General features: G+C 60.0%; 15 protein-coding genes. All 15 read left to right on the top strand.

Features of this window, described 5'->3' with window-relative positions:
• Nucleotides 1-8 precede the first annotated feature (8 nt).
• On the top strand, nt 9-950 hold the full coding sequence (locus M7F93_RS04750; RefSeq protein ID WP_298169888.1) for a respiratory chain complex I subunit 1 family protein: 942 nt from the start codon (nt 9-11) through the stop codon (nt 948-950).
• Nucleotides 951-959: 9 nt separating this feature from the next.
• Nucleotides 960-1,640 (top strand): hydrogenase, encoded by a 681-nt coding sequence (locus M7F93_RS04745; protein WP_215877114.1) that lies wholly within the window; start codon nt 960-962, stop codon nt 1,638-1,640.
• A gap of 1 nt (nt 1,641) precedes the next feature.
• On the top strand, nt 1,642-3,105 hold the full coding sequence (locus M7F93_RS04740; protein WP_226840660.1) for a proton-conducting transporter transmembrane domain-containing protein: 1,464 nt from the start codon (nt 1,642-1,644) through the stop codon (nt 3,103-3,105).
• A gap of 8 nt (nt 3,106-3,113) precedes the next feature.
• Entirely contained in the window at nt 3,114-4,595 is a 1,482-nt protein-coding gene (locus tag M7F93_RS04735; protein WP_298169881.1) for a hydrogenase large subunit, read from the top strand.
• Between the two features lie 9 nt (nt 4,596-4,604).
• Nucleotides 4,605-5,399 carry an NADH-quinone oxidoreductase subunit B family protein gene (locus M7F93_RS04730; protein ID WP_298169878.1) on the top strand — a complete coding sequence of 265 codons (795 nt, stop codon included), beginning with the start codon at nt 4,605-4,607 and terminating at the stop codon, nt 5,397-5,399.
• Nucleotides 5,386-7,347: a proton-conducting transporter transmembrane domain-containing protein gene (locus M7F93_RS04725; RefSeq protein WP_226840658.1), complete on the top strand. Its 1,962-nt coding sequence runs from the start codon at nt 5,386-5,388 to the stop codon at nt 7,345-7,347. The genes M7F93_RS04730 and M7F93_RS04725 overlap by 14 nt, the downstream gene beginning before the upstream one ends.
• 15 nt (nt 7,348-7,362) lie before the next feature.
• Nucleotides 7,363-7,740 carry a fluoride efflux transporter CrcB gene (gene crcB / locus M7F93_RS04720; protein ID WP_035194680.1) on the top strand — a complete coding sequence of 126 codons (378 nt, stop codon included), beginning with the start codon at nt 7,363-7,365 and terminating at the stop codon, nt 7,738-7,740.
• Nucleotides 7,741-7,750: 10 nt separating this feature from the next.
• A complete protein-coding gene (locus M7F93_RS04715) occupies nt 7,751-8,068 on the top strand; it encodes a DUF190 domain-containing protein (RefSeq protein WP_215877112.1) in 318 nt (105 codons plus the stop codon).
• The gene (locus M7F93_RS04710) at nt 8,065-8,475 is read left to right on the top strand and encodes a HEAT repeat domain-containing protein (protein ID WP_215877111.1); all 411 of its coding nucleotides are present in this window, start codon (nt 8,065-8,067) and stop codon (nt 8,473-8,475) included. Before M7F93_RS04715 ends, M7F93_RS04710 begins: the two co-directional genes overlap by 4 nt.
• A gap of 276 nt (nt 8,476-8,751) precedes the next feature.
• On the top strand, nt 8,752-9,039 hold the full coding sequence (locus tag M7F93_RS04705; RefSeq protein WP_035195653.1) for a DUF211 domain-containing protein: 288 nt from the start codon (nt 8,752-8,754) through the stop codon (nt 9,037-9,039).
• A complete protein-coding gene (locus tag M7F93_RS04700; RefSeq protein ID WP_215877110.1) occupies nt 9,036-9,560 on the top strand; it encodes a hypothetical protein in 525 nt (174 codons plus the stop codon). Before M7F93_RS04705 ends, M7F93_RS04700 begins: the two co-directional genes overlap by 4 nt.
• A 16-nt stretch (nt 9,561-9,576) precedes the next feature.
• Nucleotides 9,577-10,539: a respiratory chain complex I subunit 1 family protein gene (locus tag M7F93_RS04695; RefSeq protein ID WP_215877109.1), complete on the top strand. Its 963-nt coding sequence runs from the start codon at nt 9,577-9,579 to the stop codon at nt 10,537-10,539.
• A complete protein-coding gene (locus M7F93_RS04690) occupies nt 10,539-11,219 on the top strand; it encodes a hypothetical protein (RefSeq protein ID WP_215877108.1) in 681 nt (226 codons plus the stop codon). The genes M7F93_RS04695 and M7F93_RS04690 overlap by 1 nt, the downstream gene beginning before the upstream one ends.
• Complete coding sequence (locus M7F93_RS04685; protein WP_298169851.1) at nt 11,209-12,690, top strand: proton-conducting transporter transmembrane domain-containing protein; 1,482 nt, start codon at nt 11,209-11,211, stop codon at nt 12,688-12,690. Before M7F93_RS04690 ends, M7F93_RS04685 begins: the two co-directional genes overlap by 11 nt.
• On the top strand, nt 12,687-13,973 hold a 1,287-nt coding region (locus M7F93_RS04680; protein WP_298169848.1), incomplete at its 3' end, for a hydrogenase large subunit. The genes M7F93_RS04685 and M7F93_RS04680, both read left to right, overlap by 4 nt.

Genomic DNA, 13,973 nt, shown 5'->3' with positions numbered 1-13,973 from the left:
GGGAAGGCATGCTCGGCGATATCGTCTTGCAGAGTGGACAAGTCTTGACGGTGCTTTTGTTATCACCGCTCTTGCACGGCTTCATGGTCACCATGGAAGAGCGCGTTCAGCGCGGACAGGGTCCTTCCATTTTCCAGCCCTATCGGGATCTCTGGAAACTTTTCCACAAAACTCTGCTGATACCGGAATCTGCGTCCTGGGTGTTTTTCTGGGCGCCGGTGGTGGCTTTTACCACCATGCTCATCGTGCCGATGCTGATTCCGGTGCTGACCAATTTCCCCCTGCCCCTGTCCGATATGGGGGATATCCTCGGTGGCGGACTCATCCTGACCCTTGGTGGCTTTTTCATCCTGCTGGCCGGGCTGGATACGGGTCAGCCCTTCGGTGGACTGGGTTCCAGCCGCGCGGTGATGCTCGCCATCCTCGCCGAACCGACCCTGATCCTGGTCTTCGTGGGTATCACTTTTCTCGATCACTCCATGCTGCCCTTCGTCGCCAATCACCTGCTGGCGCAGCATCCGGTAGCCTACTGGAGCCCGGCGCATATCTTTCTGATCTTCGCTTTTTTCATCCTGCTGACGGTGGAAACGGACCGCCTGCCCATCCACTCCACCATCCCTTACGAGATTTACATGATCGACGAGGCGCGGATTCTGGAGTATTCCGGGCCATTGCTGGCCCTGCTGAAGTGGGCAAGCTGGATGAAGCAGTTTTTGCTCTACACCATTTTTCTCAACGTCTTTTTCTTTCCGTGGGGATTGTCCACGACGGGCAGCCTGGGTTCGGTGCTGCTCGCCTTGCTTATCATACTGGCCAAATATGGCGCGGTGGGGCTGGTGATGGTGGCCGTGGACACGCTGCAGTCGCGACTACGCTTCTACCGTTATCAGGAGCCGCTGGCGCTGTCCTTTCTCTTTGCCGTGCTGGCCATCGTGGCTGACCAGCTTTAGGAGGGTGCGATGCTGATCTTTCATCTGGGTCCCCTGGCCGCTTCCCTGTTCAGTCTGCTGGCGATTCTGGCGCTGGTGCTGTCCTTCGTGATGCTGGCATCCCATTGGCTGAAGAATCATGTTTATGCTTTTGCGGCGGAATCCTGGACCATCGCGGCCATTTCCGCCTCCATCGGCTATTACGGGCATTATCCGGAACTCTACCTCATCGCTGTTCTGACGGCGATTTTTCGCGGGACCATGCTCCCTTATCTGGTGCTGCGGCTGGTCAACCGGCTGGATATCCAACGCGAGTTCACCCCGCTGCTCAAGCCTTCCTCCAGCATGGTCCTCGGCGCGGCGCTGGTGATTTTTTCCTATGAAGTCGCAAGGCAACTGGGAGTGGCGCTACACCTGACCGACAATATCGCGGTGCTGGCCCTGACCTGCATGTTCAGCCTCAAGCTCATCGGCTTTTTGATGATGATCCTGCGCTCCGAGGCCATCAGCCATATTCTGGGGCTGCTGGTGATTGAGAATGGCATTTTTCTCGGCTCGCAGATTCTGGTACCTGGCATGCCGGACCTCCTGGAGCTGGTGATCATCTTCGATCTGCTGATCATTGTCTTTGCCTTCGGCATGCTGGTGCGCCTCCTCAAAGTACACGCCGGAACCACCAGCAGTCGCGGCCTGCAAAAGCTGGTGGGCTGAGATGGTGAATTTCGACGCACTCATCGCAGCACTGTGGATCATACCCGCAGTGGCCATCCTGCTGATGCTGGCGATCCGCCGTCCACACTGGGCGGAGTACATCAACTTCGGCAACTCCATCGTAGTTTTCGGACTCACCCTGACGATGCTGGTGGCGGTGCCCGACAAGACGCTGGTGACCGGCGCCCAGTTGATCCTGCTCACCCCGCTGGGGGCCTGGGTACTGTTTTGCGTAGGTCTGGTCTATCTGCTGGCATCCATTTATGCCATTGGCTACATGCGCCTGCTGCCGGAAGAAAAACCCCGGCTCCATAAGTATTATGCCTTGCAGGCGAGTTTTGCCCTGACCATGCTGATCGCGCCGCTGATGAATAACCCCGGCATTTTCTGGATTGCCATCGACTTCACCACCATCGTCAGTGCCTTTCTGGTGGGCTTCGAGCGCGAGGCAGAATGTATCGAGGCGGCGTGGAAATATCTGATCATCGTTTCCGCGGGTCTGGCGTTGGCGCTGCTCGGCATCATTCTCTTCTACTGGGGTGGCACCTTTACCTTAGGACCGACCTATGCCCTGACCTGGGCTAATCTGCGGGAAGTGGCGCCGCATGTGCCGGAGACGCTGCTCTTTCTCGCCTTTCTGCTCACCCTGGTGGGCTTCGGCACCAAGGTGGGTCTGGCACCCATGCACACCTGGCTGCCCGATGCCCACAGCGAAGGCCCGGCGCCGGTTTCCGCCATGCTTTCCGGGTCATTGCTGAATATCGCCCTGCTCGGCATTTACCGGTTTCTGTCCATCGTCGATAGCGGTGGTTATAGCGTAATGGGGCATACGGCACTGCTGGTGCTGGGCGTCATTTCACTCTTCATCGCCGGAATGTTCATCGTCCGGCAGGATGGCGCCAAGCGCATGCTCGCCTATTCCTCCCTGGAACACATGGGGGTGCTGGCCATCGGCTTCGGTTTCGGCGGTCCCCTGGCCTTCGCCGGGGCTATGTATCACATGATCAACCATTCCCTGACCAAATCCATGATGTTTTTCGGCGCTGGCAACATGATGCGCGCCTATGGCACCAAGTCCATGAGCCAGATGCGACGGGTATTGCGTTATTACCCGGTCAGTGGCGCGCTCTGGCTGCTGGGGGCTGTGGCGATTACTGGAGCACCGCCTTTCGGGCTCTTCCTCTCGGAAATCACGATTCTGCGCGGCGGTATCCTGAGCGCCAATCCGTGGGCCGTGTGGGTGATGGCGACTCTGCTGATCCTTATTTTTATTGCCTTCATGAACCACTTCCGGCGCATGATCTGGGGGCCGGAACCGGAGCCCGGCGCGGTCCCAACCCTCAGGCTGTCCGTCTGGAATACCCTGCCCATGTGGCTGGCCTTTGTACCGATTCTGGTGCTTGGACTGTGGTGGCCGGAAGGACTGTGGCATTTCTTTCAGCAGGCTTTTCGGGTGCAACCATGAGTGCGGCCATGACCTATAACGATTGCGAACGGCGCCAGATATCGGCAGCGGAGCTCACGGCGGTCGCCACCGACTGCATAGCCGCCGGGATGCGCTTTCAGATGGCCTGGCATGACTGGGAGGAGGGTGTCTGTGTCGTGCGCTATCTGATCAGCCAAGGCAACCGGGTACCTTTTCTGCTGTTGGAGTTGCGTACGGACGAAACCTTGCCGTCCCTGGCCGCCGTCGTCCCCCTGCTCGGCTGGTATGAGCGGGAGATGCAGGATCTCGGTGGTCTGCACTTTACGGGGCATCCAGAGCCCTATCCCCTGGTGATTCACGAAGGATTTTCGCTGCCCCGCCCAGCGCTGGGGCGGGAGGGACCGGAAGGCCATCTGAGCGGTGCGTATGCACCACCCACCATGCCGGAAGTGCGGGGAGACCAGGTACAAGACCTCTATTGGGGGCCAATACGGGCCGACGTGGTAGAGACCGGGGAGTTTCACTTCTCTTACATCGGCGAAGCGATTCTCCACTACCATCCCCGGCTGTTTTTCAAACATCGCGGGATGGAAGCACGCTTTGCCGGTCAGCGTGCCGAGGCGGCCGTTTTTCTGGCGGAGCGGGTGTCGGGCGTCGGCAGCGTCGGCCATGCCCTGGCCTATTGTCAGGCCGTGGAGTCCGCCTGGAGTATCGAAGTACCCGCGCGGGCACAACTGCTGCGGGTGATTCTTGCGGAGTTGGAGCGCCTCTACAATCACTTCCACTATTTTGGCCTGCTGGCGAAGACGACGACGCTGAAAGTAGGCTCGGCGACGGGTTTTCTGCTGGAAGAACGGGTGAAGCAGGTGGCCGCGCAATTGACCGGGTCGCGATTCCTGCGCAGCCTGCTGACTGTGGGCGGGCTGCGCCGCGACCTCCAGGCGGAGCACCTGGCGAGTGTGCTGGAAAATATCATCGACGAAGGTGAAGCCTATCTGACCCGCTTGCACCAAACCGCCAGCCATCTCGACCGCCTGATGGGCACCGGAATTTTATCGAAGGAAGCCGCCTTTGATCAGGGGGCTACCGGGCCGGTGGCCCGTGCCTCCGGCCTCGACCGGGACCTGCGCCGCGACCATCCCTACGCCGCCTACAGTCACCTGCGCTTTAATGTGCCGGTGCGCGAAAAGGGCGACGCCATGGCCCGCAGCGAGGTTCGCGCGGATTCCCTGCGCGAGGCTATCGCCCTGCTGATGCAGGCCTCCGGACGCCTCAAGGCGGGTCCGGTGCGCGCTGAATACACCGTGCCACAGGGACAGCAGGAAGGCCTGGGCTGGACGGAAACGCCGCGCGGCTCGCTGTATTACAGCGTGCGGATCCGCGATGGCCGTCTCGAACGAGTGAAGATCAAATCACCCTCATTTTCCAACTGGCGGGTGTTCCCGCTCACGGTGCATGGCACCAACATGATGGACTACGCCATCAATGAGGCCAGTTTCGGCCTCACCATCGCCGGTTGCGACCGTTAGGAGGACAAAATGCCGGTATGGACCTGGACAGGATTAAAAGCGGGTAAAGCCGCGACCCGCTGGCCGCAGCGCGGTCCCGACGGGCAGGAGGGCGTGCTGGGCATGCCGCGCTGGGACCCGGCTGCCTGTCGCAGCGACTGCAATACTTGCGCCGCCGCCTGCCCCACGGGCGCTATCACCGTCGCCAACGGCACAGCGGTGGTCGATTACGGGCGCTGCATCGTCTGTCAGCGTTGCGTGGAGGATTGTCCAGAAGGGGCGATGACCAGCTCTTATGACTGGGCCTTCGGCGTGCGGCGGCGCGAAGACCTGATCTGGACTGCGGCACTGGATGGCCCCGAAGGACAGCAAGTGGGCAAGCGGGTGGCACGGAGCCTGCGCCGCAGCCTGCACATTCGTCATGTGGATGCGGGCTCCTGCAATGGCTGCGAGTCCGAAATCAGCGCCCTCGACAATCCGTTCTACAACCTCCATCGGTTGGGCATATTTTTTACCCCATCGCCGCGCTTTGCGGATTTACTCATGGTGACGGGTCCGGTAACGGCGCCCATGCGCGAACCGCTGCTGGCCACCTGGGAGGCGATGCCGGAACCGCGCCTGGTGCTCGCGACGGGCACCTGCGCGGTCTCTGGTGCGCCCATGGACGGTGGCTACGCGGGTGGCCATGGACTGAATGAACTTTTGCCGGTGGATGTCTGGCTGCCGGGCTGCCCGCCCAATCCCGCAGCCCTCATCCATGCGCTGCTCCTGCTGCTGGAACGGATGCCGCAACAGGTTCAGGGAGGCCATTATGGTGCTGGATAGTTTTTGCATCGCTGCTCTGCTCCTGGTTCTGACCATTGCCCTCGGTGTGCTGCGGCAGGGCTGGCTGGCGCGGATCACCCTGATTGTGGGTACACTGGCGACACTGATTGGCAGCGCCTCCTGCTTGCCGGACGGTTCGGCGACCGGTGCGCTGTGGTCGCTGGGCGATATTGCCGTGACCTGGCAACTCCAGCCCGCTGCGGCCTGGCTGCTGTTCTGGGGTGGACTGGCAGCGCTGGCGGCCTTTCTCTCCCCCAGTCGCGCCAAAAACCCCACCATCTGGATGGCCGGCGCAGCCGTTGCCTTACTCGGCAGTCTCGGCGTTGCCGGTTTGCAGGAGGGTGTCTCTTTTCTGATTGCCTGGGAGTTTTTGAGTTTCGGCGGGGCGGTCATGCTCCTCGCCGACGGCCTGCAGGAAACTCAACGCGGCGGGCAGGCCAGTCTCTATATGCTGGCCCTGCTGGAAATTGGCGCGGTGGCGCTGTTGCTCTGTCTGGCGCTGCTCGGCGCGAGCGATACGCAGTTTGTCGGCTGGGCGGCGAGCTGGTCCACTTATGGCACGGCGGCCTTCGGGGTGGCGGTCCTGTTCATTATCGGCTTCGGCGCCAAACTCGGTATTCTGCCCTTTTATGAATGGTATCCGGGTGCTTACGGGAGTGGCAGCGGTGCTTCGGGGGCGCTGCTTTCCGGCATTGTGCTGAACGTCGCGTATTTTGCCCTGGGACGGGCCATGCTCGACTGGTTGCCGGTCGGTGCCGCCACCGGGGTGGGCATTTTGCTGGTGTCCCTGGGGACGGTATCCGCCATCCTCGCTATTCTCTACGCCTTTCAACAGGAAGACTGGCGGCGCCTGCTGGCCTTTTCCACAGCGGAAAATGCGGGGCTGGCGGTGGTCGCGCTGGGTGCCGCCTCCCTCTTTCGGGCCGACGGCCTGTCCATGCTGACGACTCTGGCCTGGACGGTAGGCCTGATTCATCTCGGCGGCCATAGTCTGGCCAAAGGCGCGATGATGCTGAGCGCCGACCGGGTGGCGGCGGTGCGCGGCAATTATCAGATCGCGCAAAGTCGGGTACTGGCCCTCGCCCCTTGGACCTTGGGCATCGGCGCGCTGTTCGGGGCCATGAGTCTCGCCGCCATGCCACCCATGGCGGGCTTTGCCAGTGAATGGTATCTCTTTCAAACCGTGTTTCAGGATTTCCATCTGACTTCCTCTGCCGCGCGGGTGATCCTGGCGCTGGGCGGTGCCGGTCTGGCCCTGACCGCCGCCATTGCCCTGGCGACGATGGTCAAAGTCTTCGGCATCGGTCTGCTCGGACGGGAGGAAAATCCAGCCGAAGTCACGGGCCGCTGGCCGCTTCTGGGTCTGGGTCTTTTGGTGCTGGCCTATGCCGTGGCGCTGCCATGGACATTAGCGGCGCTGGTCCGGGACGGCTGGCCCGCCGTTCCCACCGCCGTGGCCGCCATGGTGCGCGGCCCGATACTGGTGCCATTGACCCCTCATTTCGCCTTTATTTCGCCACCTTTGCTACTGCTCATGGGGCTTGTACTGGCGCTGATTCCCCTGGGTTTGCTGGGCTGGAGCCAGCGCAGTCACGGCCGCCGCCGGGTACCCGTATGGGGTCACGGCCTGCGCCGGATACCGGCGGAAAATGCGGTGACCGCGCTGGCTTTTTCCAATGCACTGCGGGAATTTTACAGCTTTGTGTACCGGCCCAGCACCCATACCGAAAAAAGCCATACGGACCGCCATTATTTCGTTCATGAGGTGCACTTTAATTACAGTCAGGCCCCCGTCTTTGGACCCTGGTTATTCCGCCCGATGGTACGCCTGGTACAGCAGCTCAGCGACCGGATCGGTCTAGTTTTACAGAATGGTTCGCTCAATGCCTATCTCGCTTATATCGGGATATTGTTGATCGTTGTTTTTGCCAGCGTCTTTTATTTGTAGTGTGAAGGAGTAAAGATGTTCGCCACTTTCGGCTTCATTGCCCTGTTCGCCGTACTCGGCGCCTGGGCGCGTTATGGACAGACCTTGCTGGTGCAGACGGTGTTCGGCCGCGGTTTTCCCTGGGCAACCCTGAGCATTAATGTGCTGGGCTGTTTTATCATGGGCTTCCTGTTTTTTGAGACCTTGGAACGTATTTCGGTAAGCCCTGAATTACGCACCGGAATACTCACCGGCGGACTGGGTGCTTACACCACCTTTTCGACATTCTCCCTCGAAACGCTGGTGCTTTTTGAGAATGGCGAGGCCATCAAGGGCCTGCTCTATATGTTTACATCGCTGTTTCTGTGCGTCGGTGCCGCTTTTGTCGGGGCCTGGGTTTCCCGCAGCATCTGAGAGGTGAAGCATGACTACGGTATCTGTAGTGCGTATTTATATTAAAGAAGGCGATAAACATGACGGGCATAATCTCATGGAGGAAATCTTCCGCATGCTCCACGATCAGTACAAGGTGCATGGCGTTACCGCCTTTCGCGGTATCGCGGGCTTTGGCAGCAAAGGGGTAGTGCATGCCGACGATGTTCTGCGCCTCAATGTGCATTTGCCGCTGGTACTGGAGTTTTTTGATGAGCCAGAGACAGTGGATGCCGTGATGCCGCACCTGCAGGAAATGGTGCCACCGGGCCATATTCTGCGCTGGCAAGCCGATTGCGGTTGCGAATGAACCATCATTACTGCCCACTCTGTTATGCGGAGATTTCCATTGGTGCGATCATTTGTCCGGCCTGCGGGCGGAATATTGAGGACTGGGAACGCCACACGCCATATTACGACCGCTTGATCCGGGCGCTGAAAAACCCCCATTCCGAAGTACGGATGGGGGCTATTCTCAGCCTACAGAATCATGGCCGGGAAGCTGCCGCAGGGTCGTTGGCGGAATGCGCCATGAACTGGCCTATTGATGTGGTGCAGGGAATGGCCGTTGTCGAGGCCATCGCAAAATTACCGGACGGCGCCGAGAAAACCGCTGCCTTACGGCAATTACAGCAACATGAAGCCCATGCAATACGCGTTGCTGCAGGAGAACTGCTGGCAAAGAAGGAAACAGATCACTATGGTCATTCGACTTAAACAGTCAGTGGATGCACTGGCAGAGCGCGTCGTCCGTAAAACCGGTGAATACCCGCGTATCGGCGTAGCGCTGTGGATATGCCACAACGGATCAGCCCATGTTGTGCCTTTGAAGGATTCCGTGCTGTCCGGCCCAGGCCCTGCTGGACCCTGCCTGTTGATTGGTCATTATCGGGCACCTTGTGAACCTGAAAATATTGTCGAAGATATTGAGTGGGTGGTACGTGCCGTCCGCATGGGACAGCTACATTAGAATCACAGGGAGCACTTTATAAAATGCGTATCAGAAGGCTTGTACTGGATGTCGATAAGGCTTTTGCTCAGCCCAGTTTGTTCGATATTGCCGCGGCCATCGAAAAAGTCAGCGGTGTGGAGGGTTTTAATATTTCGGTGGAAGAAGTCGATCAGGAAACGGTCGGCACACTGATCAATGTGGAAGGTGACAATATCGATTATATCGGATTGCTTGCGGCCATCGAAAAAAGTGGTGCTGCCGTGCATGGTGTCGAGGAAATTGTCGTCGGTGATCGCATGGTCGATTACCGGCGACGGGCCAGCAAATGAAAATATCGCGCCGGGAGATATTCCCCATAGTACTCGGTCTCGCCGACGGAACCTGCACGGCGCTGGTGCTGGCCAGCCAGAAGATGATGACGGGCGGCATCGATGTCTGGCAGGCCTTTCGCATTGGCATCATCACCTCGGCATCGGGCTTTTTGCCCTTATGGATGGCGGAATATGCGGGACTACGCAGCGATCTGGTCAGGATGGCGAAGCAGCTGAATATGGCTTCTGCCCATGCGCTGCAAAAAAGCGACCTGGGCCTGCAAACCCTGCGTAATTCCTGGTTTATGGCGAGCCTCGCCACCACCAGCAGTTTCGGCGGCGCGGCGATACCACTGACGCTGGCCGTACTCTTTCCGCGGTGGATTTATCTGCCACTTTTTGCTGCCAATCTCACCCTGATGACGGTGGGTCTGGTGCTCGGTTACTGGGTACAAGGCGCACGCTGGAAATGGGCGCTGGGACTGATGGGCATTGGCGATGTGCTGGCGGTGCTGGGCTACAAGGTGGGTTTCTCATGATCTGCAGGCGGCACCCATGACAGCCCTGTGGACACATTTCGCATTAAACCTCGCGCAGGTCGCTTTTTTGCTGATTTTCGCGCCCTTGGTCGAAGGCGTTTTGCATCGCCTGGAAGAAATCATTCAGGGCAAACGCGGACCCAGCATCTGGCAGACCTACCGGGATATCTGGAAGCTATTCGGCAAAGATGAAGTCATCTCCGAGGAGTCCACCTGGGTATTCCGTTTCGCGCCGATTGTCGCTTTTGTCATGCCGATGTTTGTGGTGCTGCTGATTCCGGCGCTGACTGCCTACCCCCTCTTTTTTGCCTTCATGGGGGATATGGTCGCGGTGGGCTTTCTGATGGCTGTTTCCGGGTTTTTTGTCGCGCTGGCAGGCATGGACACGGGCAATGTCTACGCCGCAGTGGGCGCCAGCCGCACCCACATGGTCGGTTTTCTGGCCGAACCGGTGTTCATCATGGTGTTTTTCAGCGTGTCCTATGTGGCGAACAGCACCATCCCCTATTTCGTGAATGCCACTTGGGGGGCATCGTGGGGCAGCATGCTGCAACCCTCGCATTTGCTGGTGATTCTCGCCTTTTTCCTGCTCATTCTCGCGGATGAGGGCCGCATTCCGGTGGATAGCGCCGCAGGCAAGGTGGAAATCGCCATGATCGGCCACTCCAAAGGGCTAGAATATTCGGGTACCAGCGCGGCGCTGATGAAATGGGGCGGGACAACCAAACTGATGGTGCTGGCCCTGGTCTTAGTCAATGTGCTGGTGACGCCGTGGGGCCTTGCGCAACACACACAGTGGACGGCCATTCTCGCGGCAGTGGGTCTGGTACTCCTCAAACTGCTGGTTTTTGTGATGGTCCTCGCCCTCATCGAAACCACCCTCGCTAAACTACGGCTCTTCCGGATCTCCGAGTTTCTCGCAGTGGCCTTTGTGATTTGCCTCTTCGCGGTCAGCGTGCGGCTGGTGGGGCTTGGCTGATGAATACCACCGTGAGCCCCCTCGCCTTCAGCCTGGACGGCTCCATCGCCGCCCTCTTCGTCGTGCTCGGTCTCGGGGTAATGGTATCCCGGCAGATGCTGGGGTCCCTGCGCTTTTTCATGTGGCAATCCGTCGCGCTGACGGCCTCGGCACTGGTGCTGGCCGATGCTTTGCAGGCCATCAATCTGCTCTGGGTGGCGCTGATCACCTTCAGCACCAAGGTCATCGCGGTGCCGCTGGTACTGCGCTGGGCTGCCGGAGAGGAAATCTATGGGCGGCGCGAAGTGGATCAGGCTCTGAGCATTTCGGCCTCGGTACTGGTGGCGGCGATACTCGCGCTGGTGGGCTGGTTCGCGGTGGCGCCGGTACTGCCAATCCTCCATGGCACACCGTTTGCGCTGCTAAATTTGCCCACCGGCCTGATCATGGTGCTCTGGGGCGCCTTTACCGTCGCCCTGCGCCGGGAAAGTGTCGCCCAGTTGATGGGTCTCCTGATCATGGAAAACGGGGCTTTCTTCGGCTCCATCGCCATCGTCCACAATCTGACGGTCATTGCCGAGATTGCTGCGGCGGTGGACGTACCGATTGTCGCGCTGGTCATCGGCCTGCTGATTCGCAGTATCCGCCGGGTGACCGGCACCACGCGGGTGGGCGGCATGGATACACTCCATGAACGCTAGCTGGCTACCGGCACTCATCCTGCTCATGCCCTTCGTCGGGGCGCTGCTCGCCCTATTGAATCGGCGGGCCGCACCCTATATGACCCTGCTGGCGGCGGCAATCACTCTGATACTCGCCATACTGGCGGCGCTACAAGTGGAAAGCCACGGCCTGCTGACCGGAACGGATGGTCTCTTTGCGCTGGATGCCCTCGGGGCGCTCTATTTGCTGCCGGTGAGCTTCGTTTATTTTACCTCATCCCTCTATGCCATTGGTTATCTCCGGGCACGCCGTCAGGAACATCCCGCAGGAACGCCGCCTCGTTACCGGGAATATTTCCCCCTGATGAACATCTTCGCGCTGGTGATTTTAGCCGTGCCGCTGGTCGCCAACCTTGCTCTGATGTGGATTGCCATTGAGCTGACCACGGTATTCTCGGCCTTTCTGGTGGCTTATGAGGACCGTGCCGAAGCGCTGGAAGCGGCATGGAAATACGTGGTCTTGACCAGTATGGGGGCGATGATCGCGTTGCTCGGCGTGCTGATGCTCTATTACGGCACCCACGCCGTCGACCAACCGCCTACCTGGGACGGACTGCTGAAGGCGGCTCCGCAAATACCCGCGCCCCTGTTGCTCCTCGCTTTTGTCCTCTGGCTGATCGGCTTCGGCGCCAAAACCGGGCTGGTGCCCATGCATACCTGGCTGCCCGATGCCCACAGCCAGGCTCCGGCTTCGGTCTGTGCCGTGCTCTCCGGCGTCGAGACCAGTGCTGCCCTCTACATGCTCTTGCGCATCTATCCGGTGCTGGCATCCAACTCCGGCGTTCATGATCCGGCGGCCTGGTATATGGCGGCAGGACTCATCACCGTCGGCAGCGCCGCCTTCATGCTTTTGCAGGTCCATGATTTCAAGCGGATGTTTGCCTACTCCACCATCGAGCACATGGGGATCATTCTGACCGCCTGTGGCATCGGCGCCGCCGTCCACGAGCAGGGCACGGTCTATCAGCTCTTCGCCCACGGCTTTACCAAGTCGCTGTGCTTTTATGCGGCGGGACTGGCGGGGATCGTCTTCGGCACGCAGGAAATCGCCAAGGTGCGCGGCCTCATCAGTCGCGCACCCGCAGTGGGCTGGGCTCTGGTGATCGGTACCCTGGCCATTGCCGGGGCGCCACCCTTCGCGCTCTTTCTGTCGGAGTTCGAGATTCTCTACACGGGTTTCCGCACCGGCCAGTATCTGCCCACCGGTTTGCTCACCGCCTTCATCGTGCTGGCCTTCATCGCCCTGGCCTACCAAGCCTCGCGCATCGCCTTCGGGGAGCCCGCCACCGCAGCCGATGGCCGACCGCTGCCTAAGGTGCGCCTGCCGCGTACTAGCCTGGCGGCCATGGCCATGGCCATTATTCCGGTCTTTATTTTCGGCTTTTATCTGCCACCGCCCCTCGCCCATCTGGTACACCAGGCGGCATACCTGCTGGAGGTCCACGGATGACGGCCGGTGCGAAAATCAGTGACTGGTTGCAGCAGCAGACGGACGTCACGGTACGCGAGATTTATGCGGGCTGGCTGCAACTCGGCTGTAAGGCCGATCAACTCGTCACCCTGACCACTGCACTGGTCAACCACTGGCGGGCGGAGTTTGCCACCCTGCTGGTGGAAGAGACCTCAGCGGAAGCCCCCCTCGCCGTGCATTATCTTTTCTATCTGCCGGAAGACGGTTGCCTGATCGAACTGAAAATTCTGGTACGTCCGGGGGAGGAATTGCCCGCCATCAGTGACACCGTCCACGCTGCTGACTGGCACGAGCGCGAGGCCTGGGATTTATACGGCCTGCGTTTCAGCGGGCATCCCTTCCTCGGCGACTTTGTACTGCATGACGACGACTGGCCGGAGGGCCTCGACCCCATGCGACACCGTTTCGATGGTCGTCGACGGCCCGACGTGCATGGCTCCGGAGCAAACTGGGTGCCGCCGAAAATTCTCCAGGAGGAGGGCTCCATCATCTTCCCCATCGGTCCGGTCTGGGGGGATTTCAACGAATCCGGCCTGTGGCTGCTGGAGACCCCGGGCGAGCAGATTCGCTATCTGCATACTCGCCTCTTTTACAAATACCGGGGCGTCGAGAAGATTGCCGAAGGGCAGACGGCGGATCGCGCCTTGCTGCTGGCCGAACGCTTTGCCGGGGCTTCCGCTTTCGCTCACGCCTGGGCCTATTGTCAGGCAGCAGAGCGAATAGGCGATTGCACGGTGCCCGCCCGCGCCCAGAGCCTGCGCCTGATCATCGCGGAACTGGAACGCATCCGTCATCACGCAGCCAATATTGCGGAAATCGCCGGCTCCACGGCACTGTCCGTGGCCAAGGCCATGGCCCAGGAAATTGTCGAAGACCTGTTGCGGCTCAGCGCGCGGCTTTGCGGACATCGTTATTTCTTCGGTTTGCTGACGCTTGGTGGCTTGAACTTTGATCTGGACCCTGCGCAGCTCACCCTATTGGCCGAGACCCTGCCGACGCTGAATGGGCGCATGCGAGAACTGGAGCGTCTGCTGGAAAACAGCTCCAGTTTTCTCGACCGTATTGAGGAAATGGGCGCCCTGAGCCCGGAGCTCGCCCACACCTATGGCGTGGTCGGTCCCATCGCCCGTGCTTCGGGACGGGTCATCGACCTGCGTCGTACCCTGCCGTACGGCAACTACCAGACACTGCCCATGGACATCCCGGTAGAGCAGGAGGGAGATGGTTATGCCCGGCTGCGGGTCCTTTTTGCCGAGAGCCGG

This window comes from Acidithiobacillus sp. (genome assembly GCF_027322205.1).
Taxonomy (GTDB): domain Bacteria; phylum Pseudomonadota; class Gammaproteobacteria; order Acidithiobacillales; family Acidithiobacillaceae; genus Acidithiobacillus.
The sequence above is the reverse complement of the archived record's forward strand: the minus strand, read 5'-3'. Positions and strand labels throughout refer to the sequence as shown.

Bases quoted from the DNA above. Each gene is read 5' to 3' on its own strand.
- M7F93_RS04750 (WP_298169888.1), top strand. From the start codon at position 9: ATGCTCGGCGATATCGTCTTGCAGAGTGGACAAGTCTTGACGGTGCTT.
- M7F93_RS04745 (WP_215877114.1), top strand. From the start codon at position 960: ATGCTGATCTTTCATCTGGGTCCCCTGGCCGCTTCCCTGTTCAGTCTG.
- M7F93_RS04740 (WP_226840660.1), top strand. From the start codon at position 1,642: ATGGTGAATTTCGACGCACTCATCGCAGCACTGTGGATCATACCCGCA.
- M7F93_RS04735 (WP_298169881.1), top strand. From the start codon at position 3,114: ATGACCTATAACGATTGCGAACGGCGCCAGATATCGGCAGCGGAGCTC.
- M7F93_RS04730 (WP_298169878.1), top strand. From the start codon at position 4,605: ATGCCGGTATGGACCTGGACAGGATTAAAAGCGGGTAAAGCCGCGACC.
- M7F93_RS04725 (WP_226840658.1), top strand. From the start codon at position 5,386: ATGGTGCTGGATAGTTTTTGCATCGCTGCTCTGCTCCTGGTTCTGACC.
- crcB (WP_035194680.1), top strand. From the start codon at position 7,363: ATGTTCGCCACTTTCGGCTTCATTGCCCTGTTCGCCGTACTCGGCGCC.
- M7F93_RS04715 (WP_215877112.1), top strand. From the start codon at position 7,751: ATGACTACGGTATCTGTAGTGCGTATTTATATTAAAGAAGGCGATAAA.
- M7F93_RS04710 (WP_215877111.1), top strand. From the start codon at position 8,065: ATGAACCATCATTACTGCCCACTCTGTTATGCGGAGATTTCCATTGGT.
- M7F93_RS04705 (WP_035195653.1), top strand. From the start codon at position 8,752: ATGCGTATCAGAAGGCTTGTACTGGATGTCGATAAGGCTTTTGCTCAG.
- M7F93_RS04700 (WP_215877110.1), top strand. From the start codon at position 9,036: ATGAAAATATCGCGCCGGGAGATATTCCCCATAGTACTCGGTCTCGCC.
- M7F93_RS04695 (WP_215877109.1), top strand. From the start codon at position 9,577: ATGACAGCCCTGTGGACACATTTCGCATTAAACCTCGCGCAGGTCGCT.
- M7F93_RS04690 (WP_215877108.1), top strand. From the start codon at position 10,539: ATGAATACCACCGTGAGCCCCCTCGCCTTCAGCCTGGACGGCTCCATC.
- M7F93_RS04685 (WP_298169851.1), top strand. From the start codon at position 11,209: ATGAACGCTAGCTGGCTACCGGCACTCATCCTGCTCATGCCCTTCGTC.